Origin of the sequence: Geoalkalibacter sp., assembly GCF_030604225.1 — a bacterium.
In the GTDB taxonomy this organism is placed as follows: domain Bacteria; phylum Desulfobacterota; class Desulfuromonadia; order Desulfuromonadales; family Geoalkalibacteraceae; genus Geoalkalibacter.
Genome location: NZ_JAUVWH010000076.1, coordinates 1 through 15,410, shown reverse-complemented (window position 1 = coordinate 15,410; position 15,410 = coordinate 1). Strand labels below are relative to the sequence as shown.

The window sequence follows — 15,410 nt, the reverse complement described above, 5'->3', positions numbered from 1 at the left end:
GTCGCTACTTTTGATGGCGCCGATGCGACACATGTGATGACACCTCCATGGCGTGAATGGGGTGGTGCGGGAGCATTGGGTGCGAATTGCTCAAATCAAGGATGTCGGCGACATAATAGCAAATTAAGTGCCATTTTGTCTGAATTGTCTCAAATTCTCTCGATCTACGTGTAAATATCCTTATTTCTTAACAAGAAATATCCTTTTTGGTGTATACGAAATTTTCTCCACCGCCCGGAAAGGCCGTTCGGTATGGGGGCGGGGGAAAGTTTATGTGCTCACTGTGTGTAAAGTGAGTATGGCGAGAAAATCCGCAAAGGATTGGCTTTTGTGGTCGCGCGGGCGCGCGCCGGTCGTGAAAATGAGTCGGGACGGCGCGGTGGGTGGGGGGTGTAATTTTAGGCAGGTGAGCTTAAATATTAAGCACAAAGCCCCCTCCGCCGGGGGGCGAAGGGGGCTTTGCGGATGGCAGGCCAGGAGGGACTCGAACCCCCAACAGCCGGTTTTGGAGACCGGTGCTCTACCAATTGAACTACTGGCCTAGAAATTCGTGCGCTTAAACCGTCTCGATCCAGCCGTGGGCATCGGGCAGGCGGCCATACTGGATGCCGGTGAGGGTCTCGTAGAGCCTCAGGGTCAGCTCGCCCACCTGGCCGTTGCCGACCTGGGCGTTGTGGCCGCGATAGGTAAATTGCCCCACGGGCGAGACCACCGCCGCGGTGCCGGTGCCGAAGGCTTCCCGGAGGCGTCCCGAGGCCGCGCCGTCCATGATTTCCTCGACGGACAGGGCGCGTTCCTCGACCTCGATGCCCAGGTCGCGGATCAGGGTCAGCACCGAGCGGCGTGTGATGCCGTCGAGAATGGTGCCCTTGAGGGGCGAGGTGACCACCTTGCCGTCGAGGTAGAAGCAGATGTTCATGCTGCCCACTTCCTCGACGTACTTGCGCTGCACGGCGTCCAGCCACAGCACCTGGTCGAAGCCGAGTTTGGCGGCCTCCATGGAGGCGCGCAGGCTGGCGGCGTAGTTGCCGCCGGTCTTGGCCTCGCCGGTGCCGCCGGGGGCGGAGCGCACGAACTCATCGGCGATCCAGATTTTCACCGGGCTGAAGCCGCCCTTGTAGTAGGCCGCCACCGGCGAGAGAATCACGTAGCACAGGTAGGTGTCCGAGGGGCGCACGCCCAGGTAGGGGTCGGTGGCGATCATGGTTGGACGGATGTAGAGGCTGGTGCCCTCGCTGCGCGGCACCCAGTCGGCTTCCAGGCGCACCAGTTCCTTGAGGGCGCGCAGGAAGAAGGCTTCGTCGACCTGCGGCATGCACATGCGCTCGGCGCTGCGGTTGAAACGCTGGATGTTGTCCATCGGGCGAAACAGGGCGATGCCGCCGTCTCGGCGGCGAAAGGCCTTGAGTCCCTCGAAGATTTCCTGGGCATAGTGCAGCACCGCCGCCGCCGGATCGAGGGAGAAGGGGCCGTAGGGCTGGATACGCGCCGAATGCCAGCCGCGTCCCGCGGCGTATTCCATGACGAACATGCGATCGCTGAAGGTCTTGCCGAAGGCCAGGGCGTTTTCGTCCTGGGGACGTGCTTTCGGCTGGGTGAGGGGTAGAATCGACAGGTCCATTGCGGCGGATCCTCCAGCGTGAGAATGGCGGGCGGCGAGCCAGGCAGGCAATTTAGCACAGATAATCTTGCCCGGCAAGATTGCAGATTGTTTAGTTATTCCCTTTGTCTTTTCGTTTTACGGGATTAGAATTTAGAACAGAAAAGGGGGCGGGCGCCGGAGCAACCCTTTACCGAAACCCGAGGATTGGCATGAGTCAGGACCGCGGAAATGGCCGAAAAGGCGAAGAAGCAGCGGAACAACTGCATTTTCTTCAATGCATGGACCGCATCAACCAGGTCATTCATCACTATGATGATGCCGAGCAGATGCTGGGCAAAGCGCTGGAGGCGGTGCTGGAGATCTTTGCCTGCGACCGCGTCTGGCTCTCCTACCCCTGCGATCCCCGGGCGGCGATCTATCGCATTCCCGTGGAGGTGACCCGTCCCGAGTATCCCGGCGCCCATGCCCGCGATTGCGAACTGCCCATGAAGGCCGGTGCCGATCTGATCTGCGCCAGGGCCCTGGCCGCCCCGGGCGCGGTGGTGTTCGACGCCGACAGCGATCCGCCCCTTGCCCCCGCGTTGATCCGCGAGTTCGGGGTGCGGTCCCAACTTCTGATCGCCATCCGCCCCCGGGTCGGTCAACCCTGGTTGTTCGGCATGCACCAGTGCAGTCATCGTCGGGTGTGGACCGCCCAGGAGCAGCGGCTCTTCGAGGGCGCGGCGCGACGCATCGGCGAGGGCTTGAGCACCCTGCTGCTGCTGCGCAATCTGCGCGAAAGCCAGGAGCGCTTCGATCTGGCCGTGGCCGGCAGCCGCGACGGGCTCTGGGACTGGCCGGATACCGACCGGGAGGATCTGTGGTGGTCGCCGCGCACCTTTGAACTGCTGGGCTATGCCCCCGGCGAGGTGAAACCCTCCCTGGAACGGTTCATGGGGCGGGTCCATCCCGAGGATCGGTCTTGGGCGCAGGCGCTGCTCGACGACCATCTCCGGCAGGGCGGCAGGTCTCTCGATGTCCAGTGCCGGATTCTTATGCCCGGGGGTGAGCAGCGCTGGTTGCGGGTGCGCGGCATGTCCCTGAGCAATGGGCAGGGTCGGGCGCGGCGGCTGTCCGGTTCCTTGCAGGATCTGACGGAGGACAAGCGCACCGAGGAGGAACTGCGGCGTTATCGCGAGCAGCTTGAGGAACTGGTTGCGGCGCGTACCGAGGCGTTGAGGAAGAGCAACGCCGAGCTGGAGCGGGCCAATCAGGAGCTGGAGGCCTTTGCCTATTCCGTGTCCCACGACCTGCGCACGCCCCTGGCGCCCATCATCGGTTTCGCCGAACTGCTTCAGGTACGCTACGGCGCGTCCCTGGACGAGCGCGCGCGGGGCATGCTGGCGGACATCATGGCGCAAGGCGAAAAAATGCTGCGCCTCATCGACGATCTGCTCAACCTGGCGCGCATCGCCCACGCCAAGGAGCCGCCCCGTTTGGTGCGGGCCGAGGAGGTCTTCGTCGAGGTGCTGCGGGAGCTGAGCCTCGAATTTCCCGAAGCGCCGAGCCGGGTCAAGCTGTTGAGCCCCTTGCCTTCGATCTGCATGCATCGCGCCCAGGTGTTCCAGCTGTTTTCCAATCTGCTCGGCAATGCCCTGCGTTACGCGGGCCCGCAGACGGGCCCCGTCGAGGTGCTCGGCGCGCGCGGCGGTGGGCGGTTGCGGTTGGAGGTTCGCGATCATGGCCCGGGCATCCCCGCCGAGGAGCGCGAACGGATCTTCGGCGTTTTTTACCGCGGCGAAGGGGGCAAGCAGAGTCCGGGCAGCGGCATCGGCCTGGCGATCGTCGCCAAGATCGCCCGGCACTATGGCGGTTCGGCCTGGCTCGAGGAAACTCCGGGCGGCGGCTGCACCTTCGTCGTGGAGGTGATCGACGACCTGTGCCCCGAAGAGGGCGGCAAGGGCTAAAGCATGTTTCGCATCCGTCGCATTTACGATGATCTGCGCCCCATCAATCGCGACGCCCTCAATCAGGTGCGACAGATCCTGCGCGACCAGTTTCCCGCCCTCAATACCGCCGACATCGACAAGATTCCCGAATTGCTGCGCAACCCCCTCAAGCACGGTTTTCGCGCGATTCTCTACGTGGCGGAAAATCAGCGCGGCCAGGTGCGCGGCTTCGCCCTGCTGTCCTACGAGCCTGGCCTGCGCTTCGCCTATCTCGACTACATATCCGCCGCCCGGGCCACGACCGGCGGCGGCATCGGCGGCGCGCTCTACGAGCAGGTGCGCGAGGAAGCGCTGGCCCTGGGCGCGGAGGGGATTTTTTTTGAATGCCTGCCCGACGATCCGGCCCTGTGCCGCGACGCGACGATCCTCAAGCAAAACCAGGCGCGGCTCAAATTCTACGAAAAATACGGCGCCCTGCCCCTCATCGGCACGGCCTACGAGACGCCCCTCAAACCGGGCGACGACAACCCGCCCTATCTGGTGTTCGACCCCCTCGGCCAGCCCGTCCTGCTCTCTCGCGACCGCGCCCGGGCCATCGTGCGGGCCATCCTCGAACGCCGCTACGGCCATCTGTGCCCGCCGGGCTACATCCAGATGGTGGTGGATTCCTTCGGCGACGATCCGGTGCGTCTGCGGCCGCCGCGTTATGTCAAAAGGCCGCTCCCGCCCGCCCCGCCCAGGATCGGCCGGGGACGGAAAATCGCCCTGGTGGTCAACGACCAGCATGCCATCCACCATGTGCGCGAGCGCGGCTATGTCGAATCGCCGGTACGCATTCGCACCCTGCTGCGCGAACTGGAGGCGAGCGGGCTGTTCGAGCAGGTCGCGCCGCGCGACTACCCCGAGCGCATCCTCGCCGGCGTCCATGCCCGCGACTATTTGGACTATTTCAAGCGGGTGTGCGGCAATCTGCCCGAGGGCAAATCCGTTTATCCCTATGTGTTTCCCATCCGCAACGCGGCGCGGCCCCCGGTGGAGCTGGCGGTGCGCGCCGGCTATTACTGCATCGACACCTTCACGCCGCTCAACCGCAACGCCTGGCTGGCGGCCAAGCGCTCCGTCGACTGCGCCCTGACCGCCGCCGACCTGCTGCTCGAAGGCTATCGCCTCGCTTACGCCTTGGTGCGCCCGCCCGGCCATCACGCGGAACGGCGCGCCTTCGGCGGGTTCTGCTACTTCAACAATGCCGCCCTCGCCGCGCAGCTCCTCAGCGCCCACGGGACGGTGGCGATCCTCGACATCGATTACCACCACGGCAACGGCCAGCAGATGATCTTCTACGCGCGTCGCGACGTGCTCACCCTTTCCCTGCACGGCCACCCGCGCTTCGCCTATCCCTATTTCAGCGGCTTCGAGGACGAGACGGGCGAGGGGGAAGGCAAGGGCTTCAACCTCAATCTGCCCCTGCCCGAACAGCTTGACGGCGCCCAATACCTGGAGGCCCTGGACAAGGCCCTCAAGCGCATTCGGCGCTTTGGTCCGGCCTTTTTGCTGGTCTGCCTCGGCCTCGACACCGCCAAGGGCGATCCCACCGGCACCTGGAACCTGGCGGCGCGCGATTTCGAGCGCGTCGGTCGCGCCATCGGCGCGCTTCGCCTGCCGACCCTGGTGGTGCAGGAAGGCGGCTACCGCAACCGCGTGATCGGCGTCAACGGCCGCCATTTCTTTCTCGGCCTGTGGCAGGCGGCCCTGGGCGCGGCGGAGGTGGCGCCGCCCACCAGCCAGTCGCGAAAGGTTCGGCCATGAACATCCTGCCCGCGCGGGACGCAGACATCCCCCAGCTGTGCGAGCTGCTGAGCCTGCTGTTCACCCAGGAGGCCGACTTCACCCCCGACGAGGCGGCGCAGCGGCGCGGCCTGGCCCTGATCCTCGCCCATCCCGAGCAGGGACGGATCCTGGTGGCGCGCGAGGCGGACCGGGTGCTGGGCATGGTCAATCTGCTCTATACGGTGTCCACCGCCCTGGGCGGCCGGGTGGCGCTGCTCGAGGACATGGTGGTGCGCCCCGAGGCGCGCGGCCTGGGCCTGGGCGCGGCGCTGCTCGAAGAGGCCGTCGCGGTGGCGCGGCGCGAGGGTTGTCTGCGCATCACCCTGCTCACCGATGCCGATAACCAGGCGGCGCAGCGTTTCTATCAACGCCAGGGGTTCGCGCTTTCCGCCATGGTGCCCATGAGAAGGCTGCTGGGATGAGGTGCTGATATCCGTCGGCTGCGTCGGCGCGAGGCTGCCGACGTGGCGGAAAACGAGCGCGATAGGGTGTTCGGGCGCGCCCGCTGATTCAGAGGATTTTCCAGGCGTCTTATGCACATCATCTCCGCCAGTCGGCGCACGGACATCCCCGCTTTTTACACGCCCTGGCTGCTCAACCGCCTGGACGCGGGCTTTGTGCTCGTGCCCAACCCCTTCAACCCCCGGCAGATCCGACGGGTGAATCTGCGTCCCGAGGCCGTGGCCTGTCTGGTCTTGTGGACCAAGGATCCGCGTCCCCTGCTGTCCCATGTGGCGGATCTGGACCGGCGCGGCTATCCCAGCCTCTTCCATGTCACCCTCACCGGCCTGCCATCCGTGCTTGAACCACGGGTTCCCCCCGCGGCGGACATTCTTGCCGCCGTCGATTCCCTCGCGCGACTCATCGGCCCGCGGCGGCTGATCTGGCGTTTCGATCCGATCATCCTTTCCCGCTTGACCCCGCCGGAGCGCATACTTGCCACCTTTGGCGAGCTTGCCGATGCCTTGCGCGGCCGGGTGAGTCATTGCGTCATCAGCTTCGCCCGATTCTACCGCCAGGTGCAAGGACGACTGAAGGGCGCCCTGTCAGGCGCGGAGCTGGACTTTTTCGATCCGGCGCGGCATGACCCGGATCTGGCTCTCGCGCGCCTCGCGCCCCTGGCCGCCGCCCTGGCGCGGGAGGGCGCGCGGCGCGGCCTGGAGGTGCGCTCCTGCGCCGAGCCCCTGGATTTTTCACCTTGCGGCATCAGGCCGGCGGCCTGCATCGATGCCGAGCTTATCGGCGAATTGCGGGGCCTGAGGCTATCCGCGCGCAAGGATGCCGGACAGCGCGGCGCCTGCCGTTGCGCGCGCAGCATCGACATCGGCATCTACGGCACCTGCCGGCATGGCTGCCTGTACTGCTACGCGCGCGGCGATGAGGCCTTGGCGCGAGGCCGGCGGCATGATCCCGAGGGAGAGATGTTGCTGGTCGGGGCGGTTCCCGGCGCGGGGGAAAATGCGGATTAAGACGGAAGCGGGGAAATGGTTCGGCGGCTTCAGTCCAGGCGTTCCACGCGGTTGCGGCCGGTGGCCTTGGCGCGCAGCAGGGCAAGATCGGCGCGGTGGATGGTCGCCGAGTACTCTTCGCCCGGTTGGTGGCAGGCCAGGCCGAGGCTGGCGGTCAGGGGCAGGGGCGAACCCGTCTGCTCCAGGTGGATTTGGCTCACATTGTGGCGGATGCGCTCGGCGACGCCGACGGCGGTGTCGAGGGGGGTATCGGGCAGCATGACGAGAAATTCCTCGCCGCCCCAGCGGCCGCACAGGTCATATTCGCGCAGGCCCGCCTGGATGGCCCGGGCGATTTCCCGCAGGACGCGATCGCCGGCTTCGTGCCCGAGGCGGTCGTTGACCGTCTTGAAGTGGTCCACGTCGAGCAGGGCCAGAGAAAAGCCGCCGCCCTTGCGCTGCGCACGGGCGCATTCGGCCTTGAGACTTTCCAGCAGGTAGCGACGGTTGCCGATCTCGGTGAGAGGGTCGCGCAGCACCGCCTGCTTGAGCTCCTGATTGAGCTCGCGCAGGTGTTTCTGGTAGCGGTCGGAGATGCGCGTGAGCTTTTCCAGCCGCTGAATCTGGCGGTCGTACTGCTCAATGAGGCTCAGGTTGCGGCTGCGCTCCAGATCGTGATAGCCGTCGGAAATGCGGATCAACCGCTCCAGCCGGATCCGTTGCGCCTCGCTGAGGAGCAGTAGCGCCTCGAGATCCGCGCGCAGGGGGTTGGCTGCCTGGGCGGGATCGGCGAGTTGCGCCCGGATGTGCCGGATCAATTCCGTCTCAGTACGCTCCGCGAGCTTCATCGGCTTCGTCCGCCTCGATGTCAAACGCAAAGGTGCAGTCCTCGCGAAAATCCTCGGCCATTTCCACCACCCTCTCGTTGCGCGGATCGTAGCGCCAGCGGACCCTGACCTGGCGACCCTCGCGGTGAGCCTCTTCCAGCATGTCGAAAATGTCCATCATGGCCTTGACCGAACTGGTGTTCATGTAAATCAGGCGCAGCTCCAGGGTGAGAGGGCGCTGGGTTCTGGTCAGGAACCCTTCGATCCAGAGGATCACCGGTGAGAAAAAATCGAAGGAATTCTCCGGATAGGAGTCGCCCTCCATGCGCAAAAGGCCCTGTTCCCACACGCCCTCGACGGCGGGGGTGGATTGGCTGCTCGGGATGCTGAGGTCTGTCATGGCGTGTCCTGTTGGCTCGAAAGAAATCAGATAACGGCGCGCAGGCTGAGAAAGGCGCGCTGTTCGTCGACCGGCGTCAGGCTGGCGCACAGGGGCTGCGCCGCTTTGCGCGCCACGTCGATGAGGCCCAAGCCCGCGCCGACCCCGGCCTGGGTCTCGCGCGGCCGCCGCAGCTGCTCCTTGTAGAGGGCCTTGAGCTCGCTCTTGTCGCGACCGGCCAGATCCGCGACGCGCGCGAGCAACGCCCGGCCGTCCTCGGCTTCGACCAGGTTGCCGGCCTGCACGATGTAATGGCCGAGTTCATCGCGGGCGACACTCACCGTGGCGGCGGCCTCGTGCTCGCCGTAGCCGCGGGCGAGGGCGTATTGCCGAATGTTTTGCGTCAGTTCGATGTACACGCCGAAGACGTCCATGGCGGCGGAGGGCTGAATCTGCTCCACCTGCAGATAATTCTTCAAGGCGTTGCCGATCTCCTCGATGAGGCTCTGGGAGATGGGTCCGTTGAAGCATAGCAGGATGCGGTGGCGGCTCAACTGCTCGCGCAGGCTGTAAAGGTCGATGTGGTCCATGAGATCACCCTAGTCCAGACGGAAAGATAGAATCGTGATGTCGTCGCGTTGGGCAAACGAGCCCTGATAATCCTGCAAGGTCCGCTCGAAGGCGGCGGCCTGTTCGTGCATGGGCAGCCGGGCGTGGGCGCGCAGCAGGGCGGCGAAGCGGCTGTTGCCGAAGCCGTAGCCGAGGGCGCCGCCCGCCTGGTCGAGGTAGCCGTCGGTGGACAGATAATAGGTGCGCCCCGGCGCCAGGACGAACTCCTGGTCGCGGTAATGTCCCAGGCGCCGGTCGGACAGGGCCCGGCGCTCGCCTTTGACTTCTCCCACCTCCTCGCCGTCGCTCCAGTAAAGGGAGATCTTGGCGCCGGCGTAGCGCAGGGTGCGCGTGCCGCGATGAACCGCGACCAGGCCGGCATCCATGGTGGTGGCGATGGCGCGGGGCAACTCGCTTGCCTGCAACATGGCCCGCAGGGTGGTGTCGGTCTGGGCGAGAATCGCCGCCGGAGAGGCCAGTCCCGCCTGGCTGACGGCATGATCCAGGGCGGAGCGCGCCAGCATGGTCATCAGCGCGCCGGGAACGCCATGCCCGGCACAATCGACGACGCCGATCAGATACTGATCGTCCTGCGCGCGAAACACGTAGAAGTCACCCCCCACCACATCACGCGGCCGCCAGAGCACGAAGTGATGGGGGCCGAGCAACTGCGCCAGATGACGATCCGGCAGAAAGGCACGCTGGATCAGGCTGGCATAGTCGATGGAATCGTTGATTTTCTGATGCGCCGCCGCCATCTCGCGATTGGCGGCTTCCAGGGCCGCCGTGCGTTCGCGGACCCGCTCTTCCAACTCGGCGGTATGGGTTTTGACCTGGCCGGCCATGGCGCCGAAACTGCGGCTGAGATCGCCGATTTCGTCGCGCGCGGCCTGCGGCAGGGAGACTTCAAAATTGCCCTGGGCGATGGCGCCGGCGGCCTGATGCAGCTTGCTCAGGGGGGCCAGCACGAGCTTTTCCACGGCCGTGCCGAAGGCCGCCAGCAGCAGGGCGAGAAGCAGCACCAACACGCCGGCCAGCGTCCAGATCCAGGTCTCGTCGATGACCTGGGCGGCGCGCAGGTCCACGGCGGTGAGCACGTGCCATTTGAGTTCGGGGACATGGGAGATGGCCAGCAGTTGCTCCCGGCCGTCGAGGTGGGCCCTGAGCATCCGTACTTCCCCGGGGGCCTCGGCGGCCTGAGTCAGGGCCGTTGCCAGGGCTTGACGCTGGCCGGCGTCGGGCAGCAGCGCAGCCAGGTGGTTGTGGCCGGTGGTCGCGCCGGCGGTGGACCCGAAAGCGATGCGTTCCTTGTTGGGATGCGCCTGAATCGCGCCCTCTTCATCAAGGATGATGGGGGTGACGCCCGGTTCGCCGACGCTGATGAACGCCTCGAGAAACTCACCCAGATCAAGGCCGGTGCCGGCCAGGCCGAGGGGCCTGTCTCCGTCACGCACCACCACGTTCAGCCAGACGCGGGTGGTGCCCAGCTGCACATCGGGGTTGACGTTGATGTTGTAGTGGGAGGTGGTCTCAAGAATGGAAAAAAACCAGCCGTCGTCGGGATTTTGGGGATTCAGAACATAGCGCGGTTGATCGCTGAAGGGCTTGTCGGCGCCGTTGTAATAGTAATTGAGGCTTTGGGCGCTGATGAGAAAGTAGGATTGTCCGCGAAAATCCCCGCGATAACCTTCGGCCTCGCGAAAAAACAGGGCGCGTTTGTCCGTGTGGTTTTCCTCGCGTAGCCACTGGCGAGCCACTTCCGAATCCGCCAGGCGCAAGGACAGGGCGAGATCGCGGGAGACGGGGGCGAGGATTTTCTGCCGGTTGAGCAGAGTGAAATTGCGCGCGTAGGCCTCGCCGAAATGCTCGCGCACGCTGTCCACCAGGTGTCGGCCGACCAGCGCGGCCGGCACCAGCACCAGCAGGCAGGCAAGCACCAGAGCCAGCATCGATTTGGCCCGCAGGCCGAATCCCCAGGTCGCCATCCTTGGTTTTTCCCAGATCCGCAAGCGCACCCTGAGACACGCTGGAGGATCGCGTTGTTATTCGCAAAGAAAAAAGAAAGAGTTAATTTGCCAAGATAAAGGAAAAGGCATTCTTGTGCAAGGGAATCCTTGCGTGTCGCCGCCGGCGGCGAAACCTGGAATTTTTTCCCCGAGAGACTTGGGCGGACCCTTTTGTCTTCGTGTAAGTCGGTGATAATATTACGAAAAAAAAGCTCAAAAAAATCCCGTTGACAGGGTTTTGCGCTGGGAGTATATGACGAATCAGCGACAGTGTTCAGGACCGGGACCCCGCAAGACGTGCCCGCTGAAAAGTTGACCCCTTCTAAGCCGCAAGCCGCTCCTGGCTAACCGGTGCCGAAGACGCTGCCGCCATCCCCCGCGCGGGGATTTAGATCTTAGGCGCTAGGCTTTTCTCAAGGGGTTGACCATGCACATCGCGCTTTCCTTCAATCTGAAGGGAGAGTCGGCGCTCGTTCAGGACGCGGCCGGCGAACCTCCTTCGGAACCTCCCGACAGCCCTCCCGACGACCTTTACGCCGAGTGGGACGACATCCACACCATCACCGCCGTGGCCGAGGCGCTGCGCACGCGCCATCGCGTGACCCTGGTCGAGGCGGACCTCAACGCCTTTGAGACCTACCGTGTCCTGCGCCCGGATCTGGTGTTCAACATCGCGGAAGGGTTGCACGGCGCAAGCCGCGAGGCGCAGATTCCCGCCCTGCTCGACATGCTGGACCTGCCCTACACGGGCAGCGATCCCCTGACCCTGGGGCTGTGTCTCGACAAGCGGCGCACCAAGGAAATCCTCACGCATCATCGCGTCGCCACGCCACGCTTCGTGGTGGCCTCGTCCCTCAACGAGATTCCGGCGCGTTTCACCTATCCGGCCATGGTCAAGCCGATCCTCGAAGGCTCGAGCAAGGGCGTGACGGACAAGGCGCTGGTGCGCAACCGCCGAGAGCTGGTGCGCCAGGTGCGGTGGGTGCTGGAAACCTACCGCCAGCCGGCGCTCATCGAGGAATTCCTGCCCGGGCGCGAATTCACCGTGGCGCTGCTCGGCAACGGCGCCGACCTGCGTGTGCTGCCCATCGTCGAGATCAATTTCGACAGCCTGCCCGCCGGGGTCAATCCCATCTATTCCTACGAGGCCAAATGGCTCTGGGATCAGGAGCACGATCCCCTGCAAATCTTCGCCTGCCCGGCACCGCTTGAACCCCTGCTGCGCCGCCGGATCGAGGAGCTGTGCAAGCGCGCCTTCAACGCGCTGGGTTGCCGCGACTGGTGCCGCATCGACGTGCGGCTCGACGGGCGCGGCCTGCCCCAGGTCATCGAGCTCAATCCCCTGCCCGGCATCCTGCCGCGTCCCGAGCAGAACAGCTGCTTTCCCAAGGCGGCGCGGGCGGCGGGGCTGTCCTACGAAGAGCTGATCCTGGCGGTGGCCGATGCCGCGGCCGGACGTCTCAACCTGCATGCCGAGCCTGGGGGGTGCCGTGAAAGTCGCGGTCTGCTTTAACCGGGTTCCACCGCGACTGGTCCACGGCGAGCCGCTGGATCGCATCTCCGAGGAGGGTGCCGAAGCCGAGGCCCAGGCGGTGGCCGCCGCCCTGCGTGAACTCGGCCATGCCCCGCACCTGGTCGCGCTGGGCGCCGACATCGCGCCCTTTGTCGCCGAGCTGCGCGCCCTGGCGCCCGAGCTGGTGTTCAACCTCTGCGAGGGGTTCTGGGGGCAGAGCCGCAAGGAAATGCACGTCGCGGCGCTGCTCGATCTGCTGGGGTTGACCTTCACCGGCGGCGCGCCCCTGTGCCTGGGTCTGACCCAGGACAAGGCGCGCACCAAGGATCTGCTCACCCGCCATCAACTGCCCACCCCCAAGTACCTGCTGGTCAAGCTCGGCGAGCAGTATCCCCGGGTGCGCGATCTGGCCTATCCCCTCATCGTCAAGCCGCGCTTCGAGGACGCCTCCCTGGGCATCTCCAACGAAAGCGTGGTGGACAGCGAGGGCGAACTCAAAGCCCGCATCGACTACGTTCATCGCACCTACCGCCAGGGCGCGCTGGTGGAGGAATTCATCGAGGGCCGCGAAATCAACGCCGCGATTCTCGGCAACGGCCCCCACGAGGTGCTGCCCCTCTCCGAAATCCGCTTTCATTCCGACCTGGTCCGGCCCATCGTCAGCTACGAGGGCAAGTGGCTGGAACAGTCCCAGGGCTACCAGGGCACCCAGCCGCAGTGTCCGGCGCCGCTCAAGGGTCGCGACGCCATCCTGGTGCGCGACGTGGCGCTGCGTGCCTACAAGATCATGGAATGCCGCGATTACGCCCGCGTCGACATCCGCCTGCGCGACGGCGTGCCCTACATTCTCGAAGTCAACGCCAATCCGGACATCTCCCCCGAGGCGGGCCTGGCGCGCTGCGCCGGTGTGGCGGGTATCAGGTATCCCCAGCTGATCCGCCGGGTGCTGGAGATGGCCGCGCAACGCAGGGAGGCTGCTCGTGCGTAACCTCAAGGCAACCGATGTGCCCGATCTGGTGCGGATTCTCGAAGCCACCGGGGCGTTCAACGACGAGGAAGTGGGCGTGGCCGTGGAGTTGCTGGGCATCGTGCTCAACGACCACGCGCAGCAGGATTACGAGGTTGCGGTGGCCGAGGTCGAGGGCCGCGTCGCCGGCTACGTGCTGTTCGGGCCGGTGCCCCTGACCCAGGGCAATTTCGATCTCTATTGGATCGCCGTCGATCCGGCGGCACAGGGTCATGGCGTCGGCCGCAAGCTCATGGCTTATGTGGAGGAACAGGCCCGCGAGCGCGGCGGGCGCCTGGTATGCCTGGAAACCAGCTCCCAAGGCAGCTACGAGCGCACCCGGCGCTTCTACGAGCAGGCCGGTTACGTGGAAGAATCGCGCATCCGCGATTTCTACAAGCCGGGGGATGACCGGCTGACCTATGTCAAACGCTTGACCGCTCTCGAGGAGAACTAGACGCCATGGAAACCTGGCAAAAAATACTTCAGGCCGGCTTGACCCGCCCCGCCGATGTCACCCGGCGCTTCGGCATCGACCCCGCGCCCTTGGACGCGGTGGCGGACGAATACCCCATGCGCATCAACCCCTATTACCTGTCCCTGATCAAGGAAGTGAACGATCCCATTTGGCGCCAGGCGGTGCCGGCGGCGGAGGAGCTGCAGGACGGCATCTGCCCGGCCGATCCCCTGGAGGAGGAAAACCAGAGTCCGGTGCCCAACCTGGTGCATCGCTACCCGGATCGCGTGCTGTTTCTGGTGTGCTCCGAGTGCGCCATGTACTGCCGTTTCTGCACGCGCAAGCGCAAGGTCGGCGGCGAGAGCATGCGGATCACCCGCGAGACCATCGAGGGCGGATTGGACTATATCCGCAACCATGCGGAAATCCGCGACGTGATTCTCTCCGGCGGCGATCCGCTGCTGCTCGCCGACGAGAAACTCGATGGCATTCTCAAGGCCCTGCGCGCCATCCCCCATGTGGAGATCATCCGCATCGGCTCGCGCGTGCCGGTGGTGCTGCCGCAGCGCATCACCCCGGCCCTGGTGCGGGTGCTGCGCAAGTATCATCCGTTGTTTCTCAACACCCACTTCAACCATCCCGACGAGATCACCGAGCAGGCCGCCAAGGCCTGCGCGCGCCTGGCCGACGCGGGCATTCCGTTGGGCAACCAGTCGGTGCTGCTGCGCGGCGTCAACGACGATCCGGCAGTGATGAAGCGCCTCATGCAGAAACTGCTCGCCATCCGCGTGCGGCCTTATTATCTCTATCAGGCCGACATGGTGCAGGGCACCAACCACTTTCGCACCTCGGTGGAGGAGGGCCTGGAGATCATCCGCGCCCTGCGCGGCCACAGCTCGGGCCTGGGCGTGCCGGCCTACGTCATCGACGCCCCCGGCGGCGGCGGCAAAATCCCGCTGCTGCCCGACTATCTGCAAAGTCTCGGCGAGGAGGTGGTGCTCATGAACTACCTGGGCGAGACCTACCGCTACGCCAACGTGGCGCCGGAGGTGCCCGAGGAACGGCGGCGGGTGGCCAACGAACAGGGATGAAAAAACGGGGCGGCTCGGAAATGGGCCGCCCCGCTGCGTTTGTGGGAGGGATTGACAACTTAAGGAGACGCGTTCATCGAGTCCTCGGCCCACCTGAGGGCCTGCTGCGCCAAATCCAAAGCCTCGTGCACGGCCGTCTGGGAAATCTCTCCCCAGAAACCCGGATAGCGGGTCTCCACGGCATAGGGGGTCAGCGTCCCGACTTCCTGCAAATTTTTGGGCACGGCAATCTTGGCCGTATCGAAGATGGTCAACAGTTGCTCAAGGTCATGGGTCAGGGGGAAATCCACCTGCCTACGGAGTAAAATGGCCTTAAACGCCTTTTTCACGGCTTGCTGAGCGTGGAAGCAGATCTGTTCCGGCAAAACGTTTTGCCCCACCGCGAGGCGCGCCAGGCGCAGGTCGCTGCGGGCGTGCTCCAACCAGCTGTCCGGGGTGCCGGCCGGGCGTGTTCTACTCCTTGCGGTCATAGACGACCTTGCCCTCCCTGAGCGCCTCACGGTAGATCAAACCCGGCGCGTCGGCCAGTTCGCGCAGGCGGCGATCCGCCACCACCAGAATGTCCATGGGCATGCCGATTCCGCGCAAGGCGCGACGAATCCGCACGCTTTCCTGGCGAGGGTTGTCCACGGGGTCGTCGGCGATCACCAGGATGTCCAGGTCGCTGTCCCGGTGCATTTGTCCCCGCACATAGGAACCAAAGAGAATGATCCGGC

At 65.1% G+C, this 15,410-nt stretch carries 15 protein-coding genes and 1 tRNA gene; 8 read left to right on the top strand and 8 right to left on the bottom strand.

Annotation, left to right across the window (positions count from 1 at the left end; all coding sequences use genetic code 11):
• Window positions 1-466: 466 nt before the first annotated feature.
• Together QAT43_RS09480 and QAT43_RS09475 are read right to left on the bottom strand one after the other, a co-directional pair.
• A tRNA-Trp gene (locus tag QAT43_RS09480) sits at window positions 467-542 on the bottom strand.
• Between the two features lie 14 nt (window positions 543-556).
• Window positions 557-1,621 (bottom strand): branched-chain amino acid aminotransferase, encoded by a 1,065-nt coding sequence (locus QAT43_RS09475; protein ID WP_305042822.1) that lies wholly within the window; start codon window positions 1,619-1,621, stop codon window positions 557-559.
• Between the two features lie 191 nt (window positions 1,622-1,812).
• Here QAT43_RS09475 and QAT43_RS09470 point away from each other — a divergent pair, with 191 nt between their 5' ends.
• The 4 genes from QAT43_RS09470 (at window position 1,813) to QAT43_RS09455 (ending at window position 6,827) form a co-directional block, all read left to right on the top strand.
• The gene (locus QAT43_RS09470; RefSeq protein WP_305042821.1) at window positions 1,813-3,549 is read left to right on the top strand and encodes a sensor histidine kinase; all 1,737 of its coding nucleotides are present in this window, start codon (window positions 1,813-1,815) and stop codon (window positions 3,547-3,549) included.
• 3 nt (window positions 3,550-3,552) lie between these two features.
• The gene (locus tag QAT43_RS09465; RefSeq protein WP_305042820.1) at window positions 3,553-5,337 is read left to right on the top strand and encodes a histone deacetylase family protein; all 1,785 of its coding nucleotides are present in this window, start codon (window positions 3,553-3,555) and stop codon (window positions 5,335-5,337) included.
• Window positions 5,334-5,780, top strand: a complete 447-nt coding sequence (locus QAT43_RS09460; RefSeq protein ID WP_305042819.1) for a GNAT family N-acetyltransferase — start codon at window positions 5,334-5,336, stop codon at window positions 5,778-5,780. Before QAT43_RS09465 ends, QAT43_RS09460 begins: the two co-directional genes overlap by 4 nt.
• 111 nt (window positions 5,781-5,891) lie before the next feature.
• A complete protein-coding gene (locus QAT43_RS09455; RefSeq protein WP_305042818.1) occupies window positions 5,892-6,827 on the top strand; it encodes a DUF1848 domain-containing protein in 936 nt (311 codons plus the stop codon).
• A 29-nt stretch (window positions 6,828-6,856) separates the two neighbouring features.
• Here the strand turns inward: QAT43_RS09455 and siaD are convergent, their stop codons facing one another.
• From siaD to siaA, 4 genes are read right to left on the bottom strand one after another with little or no spacing between them, the layout of a single operon-like run.
• Window positions 6,857-7,654, bottom strand: coding sequence for a biofilm regulation diguanylate cyclase SiaD (gene siaD, locus QAT43_RS09450; RefSeq protein ID WP_305042817.1), 798 nt, complete (start codon window positions 7,652-7,654; stop codon window positions 6,857-6,859).
• The gene (siaC, locus tag QAT43_RS09445; RefSeq protein ID WP_305042816.1) at window positions 7,632-8,033 is read right to left on the bottom strand and encodes a biofilm regulation phosphoprotein SiaC; all 402 of its coding nucleotides are present in this window, start codon (window positions 8,031-8,033) and stop codon (window positions 7,632-7,634) included. Before siaC ends, siaD begins: the two co-directional genes overlap by 23 nt.
• Window positions 8,034-8,059: 26 nt before the next feature.
• Window positions 8,060-8,602: a biofilm regulation protein kinase SiaB gene (gene siaB / locus QAT43_RS09440; RefSeq protein ID WP_305042815.1), complete on the bottom strand. Its 543-nt coding sequence runs from the start codon at window positions 8,600-8,602 to the stop codon at window positions 8,060-8,062.
• Window positions 8,603-8,611: 9 nt separating this feature from the next.
• A complete protein-coding gene (gene siaA / locus QAT43_RS09435; protein ID WP_305042814.1) occupies window positions 8,612-10,606 on the bottom strand; it encodes a biofilm regulation protein phosphatase SiaA in 1,995 nt (664 codons plus the stop codon).
• Between the two features lie 448 nt (window positions 10,607-11,054).
• On the opposite strand from siaA, the gene QAT43_RS09430 reads away from it, so the two are divergent.
• The 4 genes from QAT43_RS09430 to QAT43_RS09415 are packed head-to-tail and all read left to right on the top strand — an operon-like array spanning window position 11,055 to window position 14,694.
• The gene (locus QAT43_RS09430) at window positions 11,055-12,140 is read left to right on the top strand and encodes a D-alanine--D-alanine ligase family protein (RefSeq protein WP_305042813.1); all 1,086 of its coding nucleotides are present in this window, start codon (window positions 11,055-11,057) and stop codon (window positions 12,138-12,140) included.
• A complete protein-coding gene (locus QAT43_RS09425; RefSeq protein ID WP_305042812.1) occupies window positions 12,118-13,128 on the top strand; it encodes a D-alanine--D-alanine ligase family protein in 1,011 nt (336 codons plus the stop codon). Before QAT43_RS09430 ends, QAT43_RS09425 begins: the two co-directional genes overlap by 23 nt.
• Window positions 13,121-13,603 carry a GNAT family N-acetyltransferase gene (locus QAT43_RS09420; RefSeq protein ID WP_305042811.1) on the top strand — a complete coding sequence of 161 codons (483 nt, stop codon included), beginning with the start codon at window positions 13,121-13,123 and terminating at the stop codon, window positions 13,601-13,603. The genes QAT43_RS09425 and QAT43_RS09420 overlap by 8 nt, the downstream gene beginning before the upstream one ends.
• 5 nt (window positions 13,604-13,608) lie before the next feature.
• The gene (locus QAT43_RS09415; protein WP_305042810.1) at window positions 13,609-14,694 is read left to right on the top strand and encodes a KamA family radical SAM protein; all 1,086 of its coding nucleotides are present in this window, start codon (window positions 13,609-13,611) and stop codon (window positions 14,692-14,694) included.
• A 59-nt stretch (window positions 14,695-14,753) separates the two neighbouring features.
• On the opposite strand, the gene QAT43_RS09410 is transcribed toward QAT43_RS09415, so the two are convergent.
• Both QAT43_RS09410 and QAT43_RS09405 read right to left on the bottom strand, forming a co-directional pair.
• A complete protein-coding gene (locus tag QAT43_RS09410; protein WP_305042809.1) occupies window positions 14,754-15,164 on the bottom strand; it encodes a HEPN domain-containing protein in 411 nt (136 codons plus the stop codon).
• A partial coding sequence (locus QAT43_RS09405; protein WP_305042808.1) for a nucleotidyltransferase domain-containing protein occupies window positions 15,148-15,410 on the bottom strand: 263 nt, incomplete at its 5' end. The genes QAT43_RS09405 and QAT43_RS09410, both read right to left, overlap by 17 nt.